This window comes from Enterovibrio baiacu (assembly GCF_004120195.1).
GTDB classification, from domain to species: domain Bacteria; phylum Pseudomonadota; class Gammaproteobacteria; order Enterobacterales; family Vibrionaceae; genus Enterovibrio; species Enterovibrio baiacui.
Map to the genome: position 1 here is coordinate 35,536 of NZ_SCHN01000014.1, position 21,276 is coordinate 56,811.

Consider the following 21,276-nt stretch of genomic DNA (forward strand, 5'->3'; position numbering starts at 1 on the left):
AAGACAGTGCTTCAAATAAACGTCAATCACTCGTTACCTTGATGAACGTGCAGTATAAATTTGCAAACTGAACAACAGTTGACCAAGACGCCAATTTAGTAACATACGTTGATGATATGACCCCAGTAAATCGTTATAAAACCTTGTGTATACACCCCCTTCAAAAACCTAAAAACCACCCAGATAAAACATTAAATAACAGCCAGTTAGATCTAAAAATCGGCGCTTACTGACATGTTGCACATCCATTCGCTTGATCAATATTGCCGTGCTTTTTTATTTGCAATCGCAGAAAGTTGCAGACTGAACATGGCGCGCTTTCGTTGCTGACTTGGCCAAAAATCTGATAATAAATCCGTGACATGTTCAGGAAAAACCACTTGAGACCAAAGGTCTTCTCGCAGTGCTGGCAAGGTCTCCCTGTCCCCTTCTGCCAACCATTTGGCTAACGCACTCGCCACATCGGGATACGTGACTTTACTGCTGTCGGTTTTCGCCAGCCACCGACTGATCACCGCAATATCCAACGTATTCATCGCGCTCGCCAAACCCAGCATATCCAGGGTTGCGACGTTACTTTGCTGTTCAAACTGGCCATTTAATGGCTTGAGCAAGAGCTTTTTCCCCAGAGATAACACTTCTGATGGGAGCTCAAACCCGCCGTTAGCTATCACGCCATCACACTGCATCAACGCCTCATGAAATTCGTGCTTACTTAGCGGTCGAACATCCACGTTTCCTTGTCGACTGGCCGTTTTACACTCAGGGTGGAAACAAATAAATGAGTGTGAGAAATGCTGTAGCGTAGCAAGCACCTTCTCTAACTTTTCAAACGGCAAATACGTCAAAATCGGCCCTGAACGGGACAATTCAGCGTCTGGCAAGTCGATGATCGGCGGTAGGATCGGCTGATTGAAGTGATACCAGTGCAAACCGATTTTAAGATCTGTCGGCGCGAAATGACGCATAACACACTTATCAAACAGCCCTTGCCCGTAGATCGGCACATCGTAGGTAAACGCCGATTGATGGCTGATCGACAATGACGGCACGCCGCGCCGTTTTGCGGCGTGAGCAGTTACTGGCTCAAAATCTGAGATCACGAGATCATAGCCCGACACATCAAGCTGTCGCACATCGAGCAAAAACTGCCAGACATTGTTATTCAAGACCGTTTTGCGCAGATCCACTTTTCCCTCATGGCTTTCGAAGGTTAATCCGCGTCTGACGAGGTAATCACCAAACACTGCCATGTCGAAGTAATTTGCTTCAGGCCGACCTGAAAACAGATACTGCACATTCACATTGGGGATTTTTGCAAACGCCGCCGCCATCGCACGCGCGCGTGATATGTGTCCATTACCCGTGCCTTGAACACCATAAAGGATCTTCATTCATTCTCTCTCTTTTGCTGCACTCAAACGGGAAACGAAAAGGTCAGCGCGAACCTTGCAACCCCGACACCCAGCGCTGCCCCAACCAATACATCAGTAATAAAGTGCACGCCCAACAACACACGCGACAAACCAATCGCAGCCGCCCAACTCCAATACAGCATTGCCATTTCAGGGTAAAAATGGCTCAGCAACATCGCCATGAGAAACGCCGCTGCTGTGTGCCCAGAAGGCATGCTGTAAAGATCGGAAGGGGTAATAAAAGCCGGTAAGTGTGACGGTCTTGCGCGGCGAAAACGGCGCTTCAAGGAGGTATAAATGGGTAACTCGATGGCGAATGCTAACAACCCACAGAGCAGAAAGGTAAGGCCTCTATCGCCATCACTGACAGCAAGTAAAAGACCAATTGCGAGATAGAAATGTCCATCCCCACTTTTTGACACCCAACGCGAAACGCGGGCCACTGATGGGCTGAACCTGTGACTTAAACATAGGGTTGATACAGCCTGATCAACCCGTTGAATCGTGCCAAGACTTCGCATGCATCAACTCCACTTTTATTGATGTTACAAAGTCAGCGTAGAAGTGGGGGGTGACAGTCCTGTGACGCTTTGCAGACGTCTTGATGAAATTTAAGATCGAGAGATGAGAGATGAGAGACGAGAGACGAGAGACGAGGCGCGAGGTGCGAGGTGCGAGGTGCGAGGTGCGAGAATAGAGAATAGAGAATAGAGAATAGAGAATAGAGAATAGAGAATAGAGCCTGCCTCTTATCTCTAGTCTTTTATCTCGAAACTCGAGACTCGTTTGTCTAGTCTTCTCTCTCTACTCTTTTATCTCGAGACTCAAATCTCGTCTCTCGCCCCTCTAACCTCACACCTGCTTTCTAAACCAAGCGCGCGTGTCGTTTCACTTTGCCAAAATCTGCCAAGATCGCGTAAGCGGCGGGGATCATAAACAACACCAACATCGTCGAGGCGAAAATACCGAACACGATGGAAATCACCAACGGCTTCACCACTTGCGCTTGAAGGCTGGTTTCCAACATCAGCGGCAACAAGCCTGCGGCGGTGGTCAACGACGTGAGGAATACGGCGCGGAAACGCTCCTGACTGGCGCGCACAACCGCATCGTATATGTCTTCGCCCTCATCGAGGTGATGGCGAATGTATTGCACCAGCAAGATGGAGTCATTGACCACCACCCCTGCTAACGACACAAAACCCAGCATACTTGGCATGCTCAACGGGTGACCGAGGAGCCAATGCCCCCAAATCACGCCGATCAACGCCAGCGGGATCGCCAACAAAACAACAAAAGGCTCTAAGTAGCTGCGGAATTGGTAACTCAAAATCACGAAGATCCCGAACAGCCCCATCGCAAACCCAATAGCCATCGATTGTTGGGTCTCTGCCGCGTCTTGGCTTTGCCCTTCAAACAACACTCTTAGCCCTGGGTACTGTTTTTTCAGCTCGGGGACTAACTCCACTTTTAGCTGTGCCAGCACATCACCAATGCTGACCTTGCTCTGAATAACATCACCGTACACGCTCAATGTACGCAGACCATCAATGCGCTGAATACGCACATAATTACGCTGATAGTTCAGCTCAGCCACCGTGGAAAGTGGCACTTGGCTGCCATCCCCCAGCACTATCGGGAAGTTCGCCAGCCCCTGCAGACTGCTCGCATCTCCTTTATCCAATCTGACATCAATTTCGATGCTTTCTGGGCCGACCTGAATTTCATCCGCGGTTTGCCCGAAATACGCAGAGCGAAGCTGTCGCGCGATCATTTGACCATTAATGCCAAAGGCTTCTGCGCCAGGACGCAATGTGATTTTGACTTCTTCTTTGCCGGGGCGCATGTCATCAAGCACGCCGGACACGCCTTCAAACTGGGCGATGAATTGCTGGATCTCCACAGACGCTTGCTTCAGTTCATCCAAATTGTCGTGTTGCAATCGAATATCGAAGTCTCGTCCACCCGGCCCCATGGCTGGCTGCTTGATCACCAAGGAAATCGGCTCGGTCAGCACGCCAATGTCTTGCTCCCACGCAACGGCAAAATCATCAATCAAGGTGTTTCGAATTTCTGCGCTCAGCAAATCCAGCCGCACGGTCGCGATATGCGGCCCACTTTCATCGGCATCCGCATTGGCATTAAATTGCTGCGTGATATGCGAAATCAAAGGCTCTGGCTCGCCGTTTTCTTCACTCATGCGATCACCAATGCGCACCGCAGATGCCACTAACGTGTCCACCACTTTTTCGGTTTGTGACAGCGAGGATCCTGGCGGCAAAATAATGCGCGCTTCCACGATGTCGCCATCCAGTTCAGGAAAACCCACAAATCGCACGGATCCTGACGCAAGAAGTGCAAACGAGATCAATAACATCGCCATCACACCGCCAACGAAGGCATACCGCCATTCAACAACGCGGGTGACTAACGTGGCGAGCGTGCCTGCACGGAATCGTTCAAATGCCGCCAAGAAGCGGCGCTTAAACGCCAAGTCGGGCTTAGGCTCGCCCGCATGAGATAAAGAGTGTTGAAGGTGATGGGGCAAGATTAAGAAGGCTTCAACCAAACTCAAGGTCAGTACCAGTATCAGCACCATGGGCACGACGCGAAGCACGGCCCCCATTTCACCTTGAAGGAAAATCAGGCTGCCGAAAATACACACGGTGGTGAGATAAGAAGAGACCACGCCGGGCATAACCTTCTTCACGCCATTGACCACGGCATCTTCAAGTTTTTGTCCCCGATCGATGTGTGCGGCAATCGACTCGGATATCACAATGGCGTCATCCATCATGATACCGATGGCCATCAATAGTCCCACCAGCGACATGATGTTTATCGACAGCCCCAATTGCGCCATCAAGAAGAATCCGCCCAAGAAGGCCACGGGCAAGCCTGCCGCAACCCAGAAGGAGTAACGGAACGAGAAGAACAGCCACATGACACCGAAGACCAAAAGGACACCCTGCCATGCATTGCGGACCATCATGGTGAGGCGATCCCAAAGCAGCGAGGAAAAATCATTGGTGAGGTTTAAGGTGACACCATTCGGCGCGATGGCTTGTTGGTCGTTAACAAATTGCTCGACCCGCGCTTTTATGCGCAGGGCATCGTCGGCTTTGTTTTTGCTGATCTTGAGCAGTGCTGACGGTTTGTCATCAAACCACACTTGTTGTTCATCTAGCTCAAAACGTTCCGTCAGCGTGGCGATGTCCTGTAATCGGATCACGCCACCTTGGCTATCTGCAGCCACCACCACGCGGCCTAGCGTGTCTGCGGTAATCCGTCTTTCATCAAAACGAATCAGCAAACTTTTGTCAGCCAGTTCAACGTTACCGCTCGGCAAGTTGATGTTTTGCGCACTGATTTGCTCGGCAATATCAGACACGCTCAACCCAAGTTGTCGCACTGCACTTTCTTTTACTTCGACACGGATTTGGCGATCAGAAAAGCCAGCGACACTGACAAGTGGCACGTCATAGTCTTGTTTTAACGTTTGTTTGAGGGATTCGGCGTAGGCTTTTAACCCCACCCAGTCGGTGTCTGCGGCAATAGCGACATCCACGACAGGTTCATTCCAATCTAGCTCACGGACAACAGGCGGTTCAATGTCGCTGGGGAAGTTATTCACGGCATTGATCTGCGTTTGAATGTCCACCAGCATGCGAGAGATATCGGCGGTTTTATCCAGCTTCACCACCAAAGAGGCTGAACCTTCTAAGGCTTCACAGCGCGTTTCTTCGATATTCGACAGACCATCAACGGCTTCTTCCATCAGCAAACAAATGTTTTGTTCTACTTGCTCAGGACTCGCGCCTGGATAAACGACATTGGCGAGAATAAAGGGTGGAGCAAACTCGGGGAAGGTTTCCCGCTTGAGCTTAGGTAATGAGGTTAAGCCAATTAAGATCAACGCAAGCATCAACAAATTGGCTGCGGTGGGATGCCGTGCGAAATAGCGGATCATGATGCATCCTCATTCGCTGCGTTTTCACTTTCAGCATTAGCAGCTTGTTCATCATCAGCAGCCACGCGTTCCCCATCGAGCGTAAAGGTTCGCAGTGCCATACCTGGCACCGCAGGCAGGAGATCATTCACCACCAATTGCTGGCCGTCTTTGAGATCACCCGCGATCGCGACCAAATCGTCGTGACGGAATAACACATCGACAGGCTCAACAGTCAGCACGCCTTCTTCCATCAAATACACTTTATCACCACGCAGCGCTTGTTCTGGGATCACCCAATGCGCCACAGGTTGCCCTTCGATCGTGGCTTGAACAAACATGCCATTCACCAAAGAAGGCAAAGCGGCCACAGGATTTTGCGTTGTCGCATCTGATTGTGATGATGAAAGGTTAAGAGGGATTTCGAGGATCACCCCGACGGTCGCCTGATTCAAATTCACGGTGTCGCTCAATCGCGCTACGTTGGCAGACCATGTTTGATTAAAACTGCCACTGGAGAGCGCAACATTGGCGGTCAATCTCTCTAAGTGCCCATTCGCTGCGGATTGCATGTCACTTTGATTGCCATTTTGGCGAGGGCTAGATGCCGCATTCAGAGAATCAAACAGGGTTTGCATGTCATGAATCGAGACTTGCGCATCAACTTCTACGGCTTCTAACCCGTGTGCCACCACCATGATTTGCTGCGGCGTGACAAACTGGTCTTTTTCGATGTTCACTTCAGCAATGCGGCTGTTCACTGGCAACACAACGTGGGTTTTTTCCAGATCGCGCTCTGCTTGCGTGAGTGCCAGCTGGCTTGCATCCAGCTCGGCTTCGGTGATCAGGCGCTCGTCAGGCAGCACTTTCAGTTGGCTCTCTAAATCTTGCACGCGGGTTTGTTGCGACAGGTAGGCTTGCTGCTCGGTGTCGAGATCAGATTGTGAGGTGAGGCCTTTTTGGCGCAGGTTTTTCTTTCGCGTTAGCTCGTCTTTGCTCAAGGCTAAACGACGTTTCTCAATGTTCAGCGTGGTTTTTAGGTTGCTGCTGTCCAAATCTAATTTGGCTAAACGCGCTTGTTTGGCACTCACATCGGCCTGTGCTTGGGCGACAGCCAGTTGATAATCTGTCGGATCGATACGAAGCAGCTCTGTACCCGCCGGTAAGATGCTGCCTTTTTCAAGCGCGGGGTTGCGATAAATGACTTTGCCGTTCACTTCCGCAATGGCTTGCCAGGTGAGCTTTGGCGTCACGCGTCCAAAGCCCGCCACCACAGGCGAAATGGTTTGCTGTGTTAACGTGAGAACATCAACAGGCCGCGCTTTTGATTGCGCGGGTTTCACCGGAATGTCTGGGCGGGTCTTAATCGCCACCACCAACACCAAAATGCCAATCGCAAGAACAGGGAAGAAAAGCAGCTTTCGGCGCAGTGTCATTGTGAAGACCTCCATATCTAACTGGGTGATTTATGCCTGTGGGCGCATAAACGTACATGCTGCGAGCATGAATAGCTTATTTAATGACAAATACTACGTTGGAACATCCAGCTTTTCTCTCAATTTACAAAACATTGCATTGTGGGATATGCAATCTGTGACAACACTGGCTGGATAATGCCCTTAGCGCTTCACGACATCACGCGCGCTTCTTTGTTCGTCAACGTGGTGATATCACTTCCATCAGCCCCAAGTGCTGAGAAAGTTCAAATTTCGCCCAAAACTCTAGTTAGTGAATAAAACCAACAACCAACACAAAAAGCAGTGTTTTGCACCACAGTTAACAACATAGATAATGCTTTCTTGTTATTTTCTAATTTGATATTGACGTAATAGTAAATGGTTTGGTATTCATTTGTGCAGAGCCTTTTAGAGAACTGTAAAAATGATGCAACGTATTTTCCTCCTAGACCTACTCCTTCTCGTGAATTTTTCGCGCGGGTAGTCATGGACTGAAAATAGCATTCACCAAGACATATGAAACCCGCGCCAAGAGCGCGGGTTTTTTCGTATGGCCTGCCAGCGGTGCGGATTAACCAAAGAAACGGGCAAATGAGGGAACGACCATGAAAGACCGAGTCATCATATTTGACACCACCTTACGTGACGGCGAACAAGCGCTGTCTGCCAGCCTAACTGTGAAAGAGAAGCTGCAGATTGCACTCGCACTCGAGCGTTTGGGTGTAGACGTGATTGAAGCGGGTTTCCCAGTTTCAAGCCCAGGCGATTTTGAATCGGTTCAAACCATCGCGAAAACCGTCAAGAACAGTCGCATTTGTGGTCTGTCTCGCGCCGTCAATAAAGACATTGATGTTGCCGCGGAGTCCTTGAAGGTGGCAGAAGCGTTCCGTATACACACTTTCCTGTCGACCTCGACCATTCACGTTCAAGACAAATTACGCCGCAGCTACGACCAAGTGGTTGAAATGGGTGTTAACGCAGTGAAACGTGCGCGTCGTTATACCGATGACGTTGAATTCTCGTGTGAAGATGCAGGCCGTACACCCATCGATAACTTGTGCCGCATGGTTGAAGAAGCCATTAAAGCGGGCGCAACCACGGTTAACATCCCTGACACCGTTGGCTACACCGTGCCAGGTGAATTTGGTGGCATCATCGAAACCCTGTTCAACCGTGTTCCTAACATCGATAAAGCGGTGATTTCTGTTCACTGTCACGATGACTTAGGCATGTCGGTTGCCAACTCCATTGCCGCGGTTCAAGCGGGTGCACGTCAAATCGAAGGCACGATCAACGGTATTGGTGAGCGCGCAGGTAACTGTGCATTGGAAGAAATTGCCATGATCATCAAAACCCGCAGCGAACTGCTGGGTGTTGATACTGGCATTAATCACACAGAAATCAGTCGCACCAGCAAAATGGTCAGCCAGCTTTGCAACATGCCAATTCAATCTAACAAAGCGATTGTGGGCACAAATGCATTCAGCCACAGCTCTGGTATTCACCAAGATGGCATGATCAAAAACAAGAACACCTACGAAATCATGACACCTCAGTCGATAGGTCTTGGCCAGAAAGCCTTGAACCTAACCAGCCGTTCTGGTCGCGCTGCGGTGAAGAACCACATGGACACCATGGGTTACAACGACAGTGATTATGATTTGGATAGTCTGTACCAGTCATTTTTGAAGTTGGCCGACCGAAAAGGCCAAGTTTTCGATTATGACTTGGAAGCACTGATGTTCTTCAATAACCTGCAAGAAGAAGATGACTTCTATAAGTTGAAGTACCTCAGTGTACAAAGCGGCAGCGTGAAAGCGACCGCGACCATCAGCTTGCAGTGTGGCGATGAGGAAGTCAGCGATGCCGCCATTGGTAACGGCCCCGTTGATTCGTTGTACCAAGCGATTTACCGCATTACAGGTTATGACATCGTGCTGGACAAATTCGACCTCACCGCAAAAGGCGAAGGGGAAGATGGTCTGGGTCAAGCAGACATCATCGCAAACTACAAAGGCCGCAAGTACCACGGTACAGGCGTGTCGACAGATATCATTGAAGCGTCGGGACAAGCGTTGCTACACGTCATCAACAGCATTTATCGCGCTAACCGTATCGCTCAAATAAAAGAACAAGCAACTTTAAAAACGGAGACAGTGTAACCATGGCAGGTACGTACAAAATTGCCGTTCTACCGGGCGACGGAATTGGCCCTGAAGTCATGCAACAAGCACACAAGGTGCTGGATGCGGTTTCTAAAAAATTCGATATCCAATTCGAAAAGCAAGAGTTCGATGTGGGCGGCATTGCCATTGATAACCATGGCTCACCACTGCCAGACGCAACCCTAAAAGGTTGTGAAGATTCTGACGCGGTTCTGTTTGGTTCAGTCGGCGGCCCGAAATGGGAACACCTGCCACCAAACGAGCAACCAGAGCGCGGGGCATTGCTGCCTTTGCGTAAGCACTTTCAGCTTTTCTGTAACCTTCGCCCTGCGCAAATTCATGCAGGACTTGAAGCGTTCTCGCCTCTGCGCGCTGACATCTCTGAGCGCGGCTTCGACATCGTCGTTGTGCGTGAGCTGACGGGCGGCATTTACTTTGGGCAACCAAAAGGCCGTGAAGGCTCAGGCCCTGAAGAAAAAGCGTTTGATACTGAGGTGTACCACCGTTACGAAATCGAACGTATTGCTCGCATCGCGTTTGAATCAGCGCGCCTTCGCCGCAAAAAGGTCATGTCAGTGGATAAAGCGAACGTTCTGCAAAGCTCTATCCTATGGCGTGAAGTGGTTGAAGAGATTGCCAAAGAGTACCCAGATATAGAGCTTTCACACATCTACATCGACAACGCGACCATGCAGCTGATCAAAGACCCTTCGCAGTTCGACGTCATGCTGTGTTCAAACATCTTCGGCGACATCATCTCTGATGAGTGCGCGATGATCACAGGCTCCATGGGCATGCTGCCTTCTGCCAGCCTGAACGACAGTAAGTTCGGCATGTACGAACCAGCAGGTGGTTCAGCGCCAGATATCGCAGGCAAAAACATTGCCAACCCAGTGGCGCAGATCTTGTCTGCAGCACTGATGCTTCGCTACAGCTTGGGTGAAGAAAATGCAGCACGTGCTATCGAAGATGCCGTGAGCAAAGCACTCGAAGCGGGCGAGCTAACCGCAGACCTCGCAGGCGACAGCACCCCTCTGACCACGTCAGAAATGGGTGATAAGATCGCCGCTTATGTCAGCGAAGCATAAAAATTATACGGATCATAATAGCTCCAACTCATGGCGTTCTCAGACCGGTGCTACGCCACCAATAATTCCCTGTGAACGCGATGATGATGAGAAAAAGGATTAGGCAATGTCGGCAAAAACATTATACGAAAAAGTCTACGACGCCCATGTGGTGGTAGCGGCAGAAGGCGAAACGCCTTTGTTGTATATCGATCGCCACTTGGTGCACGAAGTGACTTCTCCTCAAGCCTTTGATGGCTTGCGCGAAAAAGGGCGTCCTGTACGTCAGGTATCGAAAACCTTCGCGACCATGGATCACAACGTTTCCACACAAACCAAAGACATCAACGCCTCTGGCGAGATGGCGAAAATCCAAATGGAAACGCTGGCGAAAAACTGTGAAGAGTTTGGCGTCACCCTTTACGATTTGAACCACCCATACCAAGGTATCGTTCACGTCATGGGCCCTGAACTGGGTATCACTCTGCCGGGCACGACCATTGTTTGTGGTGATTCACACACCGCAACCCACGGTGCATTTGGCGCCTTGGCGTTCGGTATCGGTACGTCAGAAGTTGAGCACGTTCTTGCGACTCAAACCCTGAAGCAAGGCTCCGCCAAGACCATGAAAATCGAGGTTAAAGGCAAAGTCGCTGAAGGCGTGACGGCAAAAGACATCGTGCTTGCCATCATCGGCAAAGTGGGCCATGCAGGCGGTACAGGCTATGTGGTGGAGTTCTGTGGTCAAGCCATTGAAGATTTAACCATGGAAGGCCGTATGACGGTATGTAACATGGCTATCGAACTGGGTGCGAAAGCGGGTCTGGTTGCACCAGATCAAACCACCTTCGACTATCTGCAAGGCCGTAAATTCTCGCCAACTGGCGCGGATTGGGATGCCGCAGTGGCCTACTGGAAAACACTGAAAACCGATGACGACGCGCAGTTTGATGCTGTCGTGACATTGGAAGCTGCTGACATCAACAATCAAGTGACTTGGGGAACAAACCCAGGTCAGGTTGTTGGCATCAACGGTGTGGTTCCAGCCCCTGAAAGCTTTAACGACCCGATTGAGCGCCACTCTGCAGAGCGCGCGTTGAAATACATGGGCATTGAAGCCGGTCAGAAAATCACTGACATCAACATCGATAAAGTCTTTATTGGTTCTTGCACCAACTCACGCATTGAAGACATGCGTGCTGCCGCGGCAATTGCAAAAGGCCGTAAAGTAGCGGCTGGCGTTCAAGCCTTGGTTGTACCGGGCTCTGAGCAAGTAAAAGCACAAGCAGAAGCGGAAGGTTTGGATAAAATCTTTGTTGATGCAGGCTTTGAATGGCGTCTGCCGGGTTGCTCTATGTGTTTGGCGATGAACAACGACCGCTTAGGTCCAAAAGAGCGCTGCGCATCAACCAGTAACCGTAACTTCGAAGGCCGTCAGGGTCGTGAAGGTCGTACGCACTTGGTAAGCCCTGCAATGGCTGCGGCTGCCGCCGTTGCTGGCCACTTTGTTGACGTTAACAGCTTATAAGGAATCACCATGTCAGGAATTAAACAACATACCGGTTTGGTGGCACCGCTGGACGCAGCAAACGTCGATACTGATGCCATCATCCCAAAGCAATTTTTGCAGAAAGTAAACCGCACTGGATTTGGTAAGCACCTTTTCCACGACTGGCGTTTTCTGGATGAAGCAGGCCAACAAGACAACCCTGAGTTTGTGCTGAACCAACCTCGCTACAAAGGCGCGAGTGTGCTGCTTGCACGTGAAAACTTTGGCTGTGGTTCTTCCCGCGAACACGCTCCTTGGGCCTTGGCAGACTTTGGTTTCCAAGTGATGATCGCCCCGAGCTTTGCTGACATTTTTTACGGTAACTCCATCAACAACCAGATGGTGCCTGTGAAGCTAACAGAAGCGGAAGTGGATGAGCTATTTACCTTTGTTGAAAACAACGAAGGCGCAGAGATCGCACTCGATCTTGAAGCTCAAACGGTCACAGCAGGCGGTAAATCGTATTCGTTTGAAATCGACGAGTTCCGTCGTCACTGCTTACTCGAAGGCTTGGATAGCATCGGCTTGACGCTGCAACACAGCGATAAGATTGCAGAGTACGAAGCGAAGATCCCTTCTTTCTTGGCGTAAGTGCGACAGACACTCTCGCATCAGCAGGAATACATTCAAAACCGGCGCTCATCGCCGGTTTTATTTTTGGTCGACAAGAAAGAGTTGCAACGTTTGAAATGATTCTGTTTAGACGAACAGTACAAAAACCGAGAAATTGATCACACAAAACACCGCTACAGGCCAGCTAAAACGTGAAGTTGAACAGAAATTTAAGCGGCATTGAAAGGTCTATATTAAGTCGGGAAATATCATTTTACAGGGTCTAAGAATGCAACAAGTTCGCGTATTACTGCTTCCATTTATCCTTGGCTTACTCGTGATCGCTAATCACGCCCATGCAGCACCTAAAAGTAAGCTGTGGCCCATGTGGAATAAAAGCGATGATGCAAACCTCGCCAAGATTGATCACCAAGACTGGCAAACCATCCTCACCAAATATGTTGTCAAAAGAGATTACAACAACCTGTTTAGATACGCCGATGTCTCTGATGAAGACAAAGCACTCCTTGAAAAATACCTTTCAAACCTCACGCAAATGGACCCTCGTGATTACAGCAGAAGTGAGCAATTCGCTTATTGGATAAACCTCTATAATGCGCTGACGGTAAAAGTGATTTTGGATGAGTATCCGGTAAAGTCGATCACCAAGCTAGGTGGCTTTATGAGCTTTGGCCCTTGGGATGAAGATGTTGCTGTGATTAATGGCGAAGACATTACGCTTAACGACATTGAGCACAGAATCCTTCGACCAATATGGAAAGACCCTCGTATCCATTATGCCGTCAACTGCGCAAGCCTTGGCTGCCCAAACCTCTCTAATGAAGCCTATGATGGAGAGAATATGGAAAAGCTTCTCACGGAAGCCGCTCGCCAGTTTACTAATAGCCCCAAATGCCTCCTGATTTCAGATAACACACTCATTATTTCGTCCATCTATGACTGGTACGCTTCTGACTTTGGTGACGATGAACAAGCGATCTTGCGTGAGATTGACAAGTACCGTGACGGCAAGAAACTCGAAGGTTGGTCAGGAAAAATCAAATACGAATACGATTGGTCTCTCAATCAGCCGTAGTTTTTAGATTATTCATGTGTTGAAACACAACGATCAACCACAGATCCCGCACCTTAGACGGGTGCGGGTATCTCTCGCTATCTTCATGGTTTACAATATCTGACATCTCGTGGGGAGCTCGTGCTATTCGCACAGGCTGAGATTGCGAAAGCTAAACCCATAGACCTGATCCAGATAATGCTGGCGTAGGAATTGAGATGATCCGAACTTGGATCAACCCACCTCAAGCCTCGCCGAACATGAAGTGAGGCAACCATGAAAATCCGCGTTTCTGCAATGATGTTAACTATGGCCATGGCTGGTCCTGTGTTAGCAGACCCTTCTGATACCCTAACCGTATACACTTACGACTCTTTTGCTGCAGATTGGGGCCCAGGCCCTGCTGTTAAGAAAGCCTTTGAGGCGCAATGTGATTGCACCTTGAATCTCGTCGCATTGGATGATGGCGTGACCATTCTTAACCGCTTACGTTTAGAAGGGAAAAACAGCAAAGCCGATGTTGTGCTCGGATTAGACACCAACTTGATGGCCGAAGCAGAGAAAACCGGATTACTCGCGACTCACCGTGTTGATACCAAAGCTATATCACTGCCTGATGGCTGGAGCAACGACACCTTTGTCCCATACGATTATGGCTACTTCGCCTTTGTCTACGACAAAACCAAGCTACAGAATCCACCTAAAAGCCTAAAAGAATTGGTGGCGTCTCGCGATGATATCTCGGTGATTTACCAAGACCCACGCACTTCTACGCCGGGACAAGGTTTAATGCTTTGGATGAAGACAATTTATGGTGATGACGTTTCCGATGCTTGGCAACAACTGGCCTCGAAAACCGTTACCGTCACTAAGGGTTGGTCTGAAGCGTACAACATGTTCCTGAAGGGCGAATCCGACATGGTGTTGTCCTACACCACCTCACCGGCTTACCACCTGATAGCGGAAGAAAATCCGAACTTCACAAGCGCGAATTTCGAAGAAGGTCACTACATGCAGGTGGAAGTCGCAGCCAAAGTAAAAGCCTCGGAAAACCAAGCACTCGCCGATGAGTTCATGCAGTTTATCTTGAGTGATGGCTTCCAGAACACCATCCCGACGGGCAACTGGATGTACCCAGTGACCGATGTTGCTTTGCCAGACGGTTTCAATACTTTGTCTGTCCCCGTAAAAAGTCTGCAATTCACCCCTGAGAACGTGGCGGATAATCGTCGTACTTGGATCCGTGAATGGCAATCAGCATTGGTGAAGTAATTCTGTGCTAACCCCTTCAAGAACGTGGCCGGGCCTTGTCTCGGCATCGTTAATCGCGGTGCTTATTAGCGCCGCGTTGTTTTCTTTGATGTCTCAGGCACCGAGCCTAAACATCGCATCTCTCTGGCAAGATCCGTATTTGCAGCATGTCACCGTGTTCAGTCTCAAGCAGGCGTTCCTTTCTACCTTGCTGTCCGTCGGTCTCGCCATTCCCGTCGCACATGCTCTATCAAGGCGAACGTTCGTTGGCAAAGCTCTGCTGTTAAAACTCTTCTCCATGACATTGGTGTTGCCCGTGTTGGTTGGTGTATTCGGCATTCTTGCGATTTATGGCAAAAGCGGATGGCTAGCAAGTGCTCTTCCTGCCGTCGGTATGGAGTGGGACATCAACATTTACGGTTTATCCGGTATTTTGTTGGCGCACGTGTTCTTCAACCTGCCCTTTTCCGTTCAACTTCTCGTTCAAGCTCTGGAGCAGATTCCGAGCGATCAGCGTCGTCTTGCCCAACAATTGGGGATGCGCGGCTGGTCTCAATTCACCTTGCTCGAATGGCCTTACTTACGCCAACAATTACCTCACGCCATCGGCTTGGTGTTTATGTTGTGCTTCACCAGCTTCGCCACGGTGATGGCGCTAGGTGGCGGCCCAAGTTCCACCACGATTGAGCTTGCGATCTATCAGGCCATTCGATTCGACTTTGATTTGCAAACAGGCGCGTTATTAGCGCTATGGCAGCTTTTGCTTTGTGGTTTCTTCCACATCCTTGTTCAAAGACTCACGAAGCCTATCGCGCAACAGGGTAAAGACAGCAACATCTCTCTTCCTCCTCGTTTAGACAGCATCGCGGAGAAAGTCTGGGATGGCGTCTGGATTTGCGCCGCCGTGTTACTCGTTATCCCGCCGTTGTTAATGGTTATCTTGATTGGGTTAAATCCCAGTGCCCTTGCCATATTGACGGAATCAGCGATTTGGCACGCCACCGCAAACTCCTTGTTACTGGCCAGCGGTTCAGCCCTTAGCGCCTTTGCGCTCGGTGCCACCATCGTGTTGACGAGCCGATACTGGCGACTATTAGGGAAACGCTCTCAAGCAGACGGCATTGAAATGACAGCTTCTTTAGTGCTCGTTGTGCCAAGCGTCGTGCTCAGTACGGGGCTTTTTTTGATGCTTCGAGAGCATGTCGATGTATTCAGCTCAGCCTATTGGCTGGTGCTCGCAGTGAATACCTTGATGGCATTGCCTTACGTGGTCAAAGTGCTCAGCCAACCTGCTTACCAGCTTGCACAGCAATACCATGGTTTGTGCAGCAGCCTCGGTGTCAAAGGCCTCAATCGCCTACGTTTGATTGAGTGGCGCGCGCTGAAATCCCCTATTGCGCGTGCGCTGGCAATTAGCTTTGTTTTATCGACAGGTGATCTTGGTGCGGTCGCGTTGGTCGGTGGGCAAGGGTTCGAGACCTTGCCTTTATATCTCTTTCGTTTGATGGGCAGCTATCAGATGGATGCGGCGGCGGCAGCATCACTTATTTTGTTTGCAGTGAGCCTTGGCAGTTACGCGCTCATTGAAAAAGTCATCACGAGGAATTCCCATGCTCAAGGTTAACGCGCTGTCGTATCAGTACCAGACAGAAACGTTGTCGTTTACGTTTGATCTTGAGCCTGGCTCTATTACCGCGATTTTAGGCCCCAGTGGCGCAGGGAAAAGCACGTTACTCTCTCTGCTTTGCGGCCTTTTACCACCGAGTGGCGGAAGCGTCGCGTTTAATGATCTTGAGTTCACGCAATTGCCTGCCCACGAGCGTCCACTATCGATCTTGTTTCAGGAACACAATTTGTTCGGGCATTTAAGTGCATTCGACAATATCGCTTTAGGCATCGATCCGCGCTTAAACCTGAACCCTGAACAAAAGCAGCACGTTCAGCAGGCTGCCTGTAACGTTGGGCTCGAGAGCTACCTTGATCGTCTTCCAGGGCAATTGTCTGGCGGCCAAAAACAACGCATTGCATTAGCGCGATGCTTAGTGCGCAATCGGCCTTTACTGCTTTTAGATGAACCGTTTTCTGCACTCGACCCTTCATTACGCCGAGACATGCTCGAGCAAGTGAAGACGCTGGCGAAGCAATTTGGCACCACGATTCTAATGGTGACACACCACCCTGAAGATGCAAAAGCGATCGCTGATCACGTGTTGTTTATCGACAAAGGAAGTGTCGTCTATCACGCTGACAGCGCTGAACTCGATGCCCCTTGCGACAACATTAAGCCCTATCTTTACTGATATTCTTACGAGGTTTCCTGACAAACATTGCGCATCAAACAACCGCATCTATACTTGTTTTTAAGACACTTAACCCATAAGAGAGATGCGATTGTGACTGTTACCAGTATTGATGTGCTGGACTCGGTGGTTGATATCACAGCACAGACAGAGTCAGATACCATTTCCGAAAGCCTCATCACGACCATCTTGCAGTTAACGCCGGCTAATCAGGTTTTGGTTCTCGACTACAACCCAGACACCAACCCTGATTTCATGGTCGTCGCATGCTCAGATATCTTTCTCTTCGAAGAAGAAAAAGACGCCATTGAACGGGTCCTTCGAAGCTGCGTTGCCATTGGCGATAACGTTGTTGAATACAGCAAAACGGATAACCAATCTTTGCTCGCGGTGCCCATTCGCTTTGGTGAGAAAGACGACATTCATGCGGTCGTGTTCTGCAAGTGCGATCAGGTGAAGGGGGATGAAGTTCAGCTCATCGAAGGTCTGGCAAAGATCTACGAAAACTATCAGAAGATCATTTCTGCTAGCGAACGAGATGGGTTAACAGGCCTCTACAACCGAAAAGTGCTGACGACGAAAATCGACCTGCTCCTCGACCGTTTCCTCATTCAAGGCTCTAGCATTACCGATGATCCAACGCACCATCATTGGGTTTGTATTTTCGACATCGACCACTTCAAACAAATCAATGATACGCTCGGTCATGTGTTTGGTGATGAGGTTATCTTGCTCATCACTGCGATGATGAAGCAAATCTTTGATGATGAAGACATCTTATTCCGATACGGCGGCGATGAGTTTGTTGCCATCATGCATCCTCAATCCCGCGAGGACATGGAAACAACGGTCAGAAACTTCTTCAACGCGGTCAATAATCGCGATTATGGACAAGCGAAAGACGTGTCGATTTCAATGGGTGCAGCCTCCATTAACGACCAAGAGCTTAATGCCATCACCGTATTGGGCTTCGCAGACCAAGCGCTCTACAAAGCCAAGCAAAATGGACGTAATCAGGTGGCCTTCTATGAAGATCTCATCGCAAGCGGTGAGCTGCAATCCTTAGTGCCAGAGGACGATGTCGAACTTTTCTAAACGAGATCGCATGCATTTGACGAAGCCGCCTTATATGGCGGTTTCTTTTTGAGAAGTTGATTGCAATTTAAACAGCAATCTGAGATTGACAATAGTTTGATTTAGTCGTTCCCTACCCGTATGTAGTGGCGTATAATCCTCGTCAGGGAATCTAGACAGGTATGTTTTGAGAGTTGGTTTTTTATGTCCTGCATTCGCCAGATTGTTGCTACTTCACTGACACTGCTCTTTTTGTTCGCGTCACCGCTTTCTTTAGCGTCGCCGACGCAATTAACCATCACAGGCTCTTCCACTTGGCAGCCTTTCTCTTACATTAATCGAGAAGGCCAACCCGACGGCATTATGATCGACTATTGGCGATTATATGGCGCGATCAACGATGTGGATATCGAGTTCAAACTCTTGCCTTGGAGCGAGTCGCTTACCTATGCCTCAACGCATCCAGGCGTTGTACACGGCGGTTTGGGATACACTGGCGAGCGCGCTGAAGCCCTTGCATTTTCACGCGAGCTTCCTCTAAAACGTTATAACGTCAATCTGTTCGTTCAAAAGGATCTGCCTTTTGACGATCTAAATGTATTGGATTCCGTGATTGTCGGTTCGGTCAATCAAAGCACAAAACATGCGTTTTTGAGCGCCCGTATTCCTGAAAAAAACATCAAAATCTTCTCCACCTTTGGCGCCCTCAATGAGGCCGCATACCGTGGTGAAGTCGATGTGTTTATTGATGATTTGAACACAGCCCTCTATGACATGCGCCACACGGGAAACACGGGACTGTTCACGCCTCGTGGCAAGCTGTATTCCTTCCCGCTGCATTTCGCCGTCAGTAAGAGTGCACAAGAAGAGATTGCGATCATCGAGCACGGTTTACACCGTATTACCGAGCAAGATGTTCAGCAAATCTATGATAAGTGGATGCCGCCAAACAAAATGCACCTTGCATTACCATGGCTGGACAAACACTCTCAACACCTCATTTTTGCCACTGCCATGCTGTTGCTGATTACGGGTCTGATTTTCTATCGCAGATTACTGAACAGTCGCACGGAACAGCTAAAATCCATGGTTGAAGCGTTAAAGGACTCCAACGAGCGTCTTGAAAGTGCAGTGCAGAATGATGCGCTCACGGGCGCGAAAACACGCCATCAGTTCTTCACGCAGTTGGCGGATAAACGTTTTTCACCGACGCCTTACGTGGTAGCAGTGGTCGACATCGACATGCTCAAGCGTATCAATGAGAATTACGGCCAAGATATCGGTGACATGGCACTGAAACACCTTTCTATGCAGCTTCGTCTGCAAATGTCGAATCGCACGTTTTATGCGCGTCTTGGTGGCGGGCAGTTTGCGGTCTTGTTTGATTTGAGTGATAACAGCCAAGCCACTCGAAAGATTCAGCAATTACAAAAAGCACTGCAATTGAGCCCTTTGCATATTGATCAACTTGCCGTTCCAGTGAAGATAAGTGCAGGTGTTGCCTGTTATCCGTATGACAGCGAAGACGGTGAATCACTTGTACGCATCGCAACTTCACGCATGCGTGCGAACAAACCAAACTATGGTTTCGCGGCAGACAATGAAATCGACGCAAAAGAATCGGGGCTAAGCCGTCACTGGGCTTAATGACTATCTCCCTTTTGCCTCACCGTCAAACATAGAAAAAGCTGCCGATTGGCAGCTTTTTCTTACATTTGGCCTGCCCTTATTCAGGATTACAAATTCTCTTCTGCAAATTCTGCCAAGCGGCTACGCACAACGCCGTTGAGGTAGACGCACGCACTGCCTTCAAAGTTTTTGAAGCGCTCCACAATGTAAGTAAGCCCCGATGTCACAGGGGTGAGGTATGGACTATCAATCTGTGCCAAGTTACCGGAACAGACGATTTTTGTGCCTTCACCACAACGTGTGATGATGGTTTTTAGCTGTGAGGCCGTCAGGTTCTGGCACTCATCAAGGATCACAAACGCATTCTGAATCGAGCGTCCGCGCATAAAGTTAATCGACTTAAATTGAAGATTCGCTTTATCCATGATGTAACGCATTGAGCCTTCTGTGCACTCGTCATTCTTGTGCAACGCCTCAAGCGTATCGGTGACCGCCCCTAACCAAGGCATCATTTTTTCTTCTTCCGTGCCCGGCAAGAAGCCTATCGATTCCGCAATTTCTGGTGTATTTCGCGTCACGATAATTTTGTCGTACATGCCCTTCTCAACCACTTGCTCAAGCGCAGCAGCCATCGCAAGAATGGTTTTACCACACCCCGCAGGGCCGGTGAGAATAACAAGGTCAACATGAGGATCGAGCAAGGCGTCTACCGCCATTCCCTGATAAATGTTTTTCGGCCGCACACCCCATGCCTCTCGGTGCATTAAGCGTTCACGGCTGATGTCTTTCAATTGCATTTCTTGATCGCTGAGCGCGACCACTCGTCCTGCAAAGTCTTCACTTTCATCCAATAAGTATTGGTTAACGTACGTATTTTCCACCAACTCACGAGGCACTGTGTGCAGCGTGGTTCGGCCGCTATTTTGCGTTTCGACCTGACCCACTTTGTCCCAGAAGTTACCTTCAACGATTTGGAAACCTTTGGTCAGTAACTTCACATCATCAATCAATTGGTCGGTACGGTAATCCTCTACATACAGCACGCCCGCACCTTTGGCACGTAATCGCATGTTGATGTCTTTGGTGACGAGGACCACTTTTCGAGGAGCACGTTTGGCTTGGAGGAATAACACGGCATTGAGGATTCGGTTATCACCCGCTTTGTCCGCGAAGGCTTGTACCGTTTCTTTGATTTCAAAGTCTGCAACAATGGAAACGGTACCGGTACCGCCTTCCTTACCAACCACGATACCTTCGGTAATTTGGTCGGGCGTTGCATCCTTGAAGATGTCTTCGAGCGCTCGAATCGCAACACGCGCATCGCGGGCGATGTCACGTTTACTGTCTTTGATTCGGTCGAGTTCTTCTAGGACGGTCATAGGAATGACCACATCGTGTTCTTGGAACGAATAGATGGCGAAAGGTTCATGAAGCAAGATATTGGTATCTAGCACAAAGAATTTCCGATCGGCATCGCCCATAGGCACCTCCTTGGTAGTACAGGCACGTGGGTTACCCCACATCTTCCCCAACTAACCACTACCCGTTTTTACCGTGCAGCGTAGGTCAATTGGGTATTATCTTAATCGTAAGACAAATTCAGCGTATTACACGTCGACTACTGCACATTTTCATTAAAATGTTACTTATCTGTTACTCAGCCCGAAATTCCTACTTTGACCGTGACCATGCTCACAACTTCAAGTACCATTGTCGGCCATTTTCGCCATGCGAATCATGGCCTACACTGTAGTTCTCATCTGGGGCCTGTAGTTTCGAATTAAGTCAGCTTT

Annotated in this window: 15 protein-coding genes and 1 riboswitch; of the genes, 10 read left to right on the plus strand and 5 right to left on the minus strand. The window is 49.3% G+C overall.

Translation table 11 applies throughout. The features are described from left to right. Positions 1-257: 257 nt before the first annotated feature. From EQP46_RS15820 to EQP46_RS15835, 4 genes are all read right to left on the minus strand, one after another. Positions 258-1,394 carry an MJ1255/VC2487 family glycosyltransferase gene (locus EQP46_RS15820; RefSeq protein ID WP_129494570.1) on the minus strand — a complete coding sequence of 379 codons (1,137 nt, stop codon included), beginning with the start codon at positions 1,392-1,394 and terminating at the stop codon, positions 258-260. Between the two features lie 23 nt (positions 1,395-1,417). Further along, positions 1,418-1,936 carry a phosphatase PAP2 family protein gene (locus EQP46_RS15825; RefSeq protein WP_129494571.1) on the minus strand — a complete coding sequence of 173 codons (519 nt, stop codon included), beginning with the start codon at positions 1,934-1,936 and terminating at the stop codon, positions 1,418-1,420. Between the two features lie 344 nt (positions 1,937-2,280). Beyond that, the gene (locus EQP46_RS15830; RefSeq protein ID WP_129494572.1) at positions 2,281-5,385 is read right to left on the minus strand and encodes an efflux RND transporter permease subunit; all 3,105 of its coding nucleotides are present in this window, start codon (positions 5,383-5,385) and stop codon (positions 2,281-2,283) included. Next, a complete protein-coding gene (locus tag EQP46_RS15835; RefSeq protein WP_129494573.1) occupies positions 5,382-6,800 on the minus strand; it encodes an efflux RND transporter periplasmic adaptor subunit in 1,419 nt (472 codons plus the stop codon). The genes EQP46_RS15830 and EQP46_RS15835 overlap by 4 nt, the downstream gene beginning before the upstream one ends. A 626-nt stretch (positions 6,801-7,426) precedes the next feature. Here EQP46_RS15835 and leuA point away from each other — a divergent pair. From leuA to EQP46_RS15885, 10 genes are all read left to right on the plus strand, one after another. After that, positions 7,427-8,983: a 2-isopropylmalate synthase gene (gene leuA / locus EQP46_RS15840; protein WP_129494574.1), complete on the plus strand. Its 1,557-nt coding sequence runs from the start codon at positions 7,427-7,429 to the stop codon at positions 8,981-8,983. Positions 8,984-8,985: 2 nt separating this feature from the next. Then, positions 8,986-10,074 (plus strand): 3-isopropylmalate dehydrogenase, encoded by a 1,089-nt coding sequence (gene leuB / locus EQP46_RS15845; protein ID WP_129494575.1) that lies wholly within the window; start codon positions 8,986-8,988, stop codon positions 10,072-10,074. Positions 10,075-10,180: 106 nt separating this feature from the next. Next, positions 10,181-11,581, plus strand: a complete 1,401-nt coding sequence (leuC, locus tag EQP46_RS15850; protein ID WP_129494576.1) for a 3-isopropylmalate dehydratase large subunit — start codon at positions 10,181-10,183, stop codon at positions 11,579-11,581. A gap of 9 nt (positions 11,582-11,590) precedes the next feature. After that, complete coding sequence (leuD, locus tag EQP46_RS15855; RefSeq protein ID WP_129494577.1) at positions 11,591-12,193, plus strand: 3-isopropylmalate dehydratase small subunit; 603 nt, start codon at positions 11,591-11,593, stop codon at positions 12,191-12,193. 250 nt (positions 12,194-12,443) lie between these two features. After that, positions 12,444-13,250: a DUF547 domain-containing protein gene (locus tag EQP46_RS15860; RefSeq protein WP_129494578.1), complete on the plus strand. Its 807-nt coding sequence runs from the start codon at positions 12,444-12,446 to the stop codon at positions 13,248-13,250. Between the two features lie 100 nt (positions 13,251-13,350). Beyond that, a riboswitch (TPP riboswitch) is annotated at positions 13,351-13,460 on the plus strand. Between the two features lie 66 nt (positions 13,461-13,526). After that, on the plus strand, positions 13,527-14,501 hold the full coding sequence (gene thiB, locus EQP46_RS15865; protein WP_420841379.1) for a thiamine ABC transporter substrate binding subunit: 975 nt from the start codon (positions 13,527-13,529) through the stop codon (positions 14,499-14,501). Between the two features lie 4 nt (positions 14,502-14,505). Further along, positions 14,506-16,104 carry a thiamine/thiamine pyrophosphate ABC transporter permease gene (thiP, locus tag EQP46_RS15870; RefSeq protein WP_129494580.1) on the plus strand — a complete coding sequence of 533 codons (1,599 nt, stop codon included), beginning with the start codon at positions 14,506-14,508 and terminating at the stop codon, positions 16,102-16,104. Further along, positions 16,091-16,780 (plus strand): thiamine ABC transporter ATP-binding protein, encoded by a 690-nt coding sequence (gene thiQ / locus EQP46_RS15875; protein ID WP_129494581.1) that lies wholly within the window; start codon positions 16,091-16,093, stop codon positions 16,778-16,780. The genes thiP and thiQ overlap by 14 nt, the downstream gene beginning before the upstream one ends. Before the next feature lie 93 nt (positions 16,781-16,873). Beyond that, on the plus strand, positions 16,874-17,875 hold the full coding sequence (locus EQP46_RS15880) for a GGDEF domain-containing protein (protein ID WP_129494582.1): 1,002 nt from the start codon (positions 16,874-16,876) through the stop codon (positions 17,873-17,875). 183 nt (positions 17,876-18,058) lie between these two features. Next, the gene (locus EQP46_RS15885; RefSeq protein WP_129494583.1) at positions 18,059-19,501 is read left to right on the plus strand and encodes a transporter substrate-binding domain-containing diguanylate cyclase; all 1,443 of its coding nucleotides are present in this window, start codon (positions 18,059-18,061) and stop codon (positions 19,499-19,501) included. An 89-nt stretch (positions 19,502-19,590) separates the two neighbouring features. Here the strand turns inward: EQP46_RS15885 and EQP46_RS15890 are convergent, their stop codons facing one another. After that, positions 19,591-20,964 (minus strand): PhoH family protein, encoded by a 1,374-nt coding sequence (locus EQP46_RS15890; RefSeq protein ID WP_102316283.1) that lies wholly within the window; start codon positions 20,962-20,964, stop codon positions 19,591-19,593. Positions 20,965-21,276 lie beyond the last annotated feature (312 nt).

Coding starts and splice junctions, on each gene's coding strand:
- EQP46_RS15820 (WP_129494570.1), bottom strand. CDS start 1,394: ATGAAGATCCTTTATGGTGTTCAAGGCACGGGTAATGGACACATATCA.
- EQP46_RS15825 (WP_129494571.1), bottom strand. CDS start 1,936: ATGCGAAGTCTTGGCACGATTCAACGGGTTGATCAGGCTGTATCAACC.
- EQP46_RS15830 (WP_129494572.1), bottom strand. CDS start 5,385: ATGATCCGCTATTTCGCACGGCATCCCACCGCAGCCAATTTGTTGATG.
- EQP46_RS15835 (WP_129494573.1), bottom strand. CDS start 6,800: ATGACACTGCGCCGAAAGCTGCTTTTCTTCCCTGTTCTTGCGATTGGC.
- leuA (WP_129494574.1), top strand. CDS start 7,427: ATGAAAGACCGAGTCATCATATTTGACACCACCTTACGTGACGGCGAA.
- leuB (WP_129494575.1), top strand. CDS start 8,986: ATGGCAGGTACGTACAAAATTGCCGTTCTACCGGGCGACGGAATTGGC.
- leuC (WP_129494576.1), top strand. CDS start 10,181: ATGTCGGCAAAAACATTATACGAAAAAGTCTACGACGCCCATGTGGTG.
- leuD (WP_129494577.1), top strand. CDS start 11,591: ATGTCAGGAATTAAACAACATACCGGTTTGGTGGCACCGCTGGACGCA.
- EQP46_RS15860 (WP_129494578.1), top strand. CDS start 12,444: ATGCAACAAGTTCGCGTATTACTGCTTCCATTTATCCTTGGCTTACTC.
- thiB (WP_420841379.1), top strand. CDS start 13,527: ATGATGTTAACTATGGCCATGGCTGGTCCTGTGTTAGCAGACCCTTCT.
- thiQ (WP_129494581.1), top strand. CDS start 16,091: ATGCTCAAGGTTAACGCGCTGTCGTATCAGTACCAGACAGAAACGTTG.
- EQP46_RS15885 (WP_129494583.1), top strand. CDS start 18,059: ATGTCCTGCATTCGCCAGATTGTTGCTACTTCACTGACACTGCTCTTT.
- EQP46_RS15890 (WP_102316283.1), bottom strand. CDS start 20,964: ATGGGCGATGCCGATCGGAAATTCTTTGTGCTAGATACCAATATCTTG.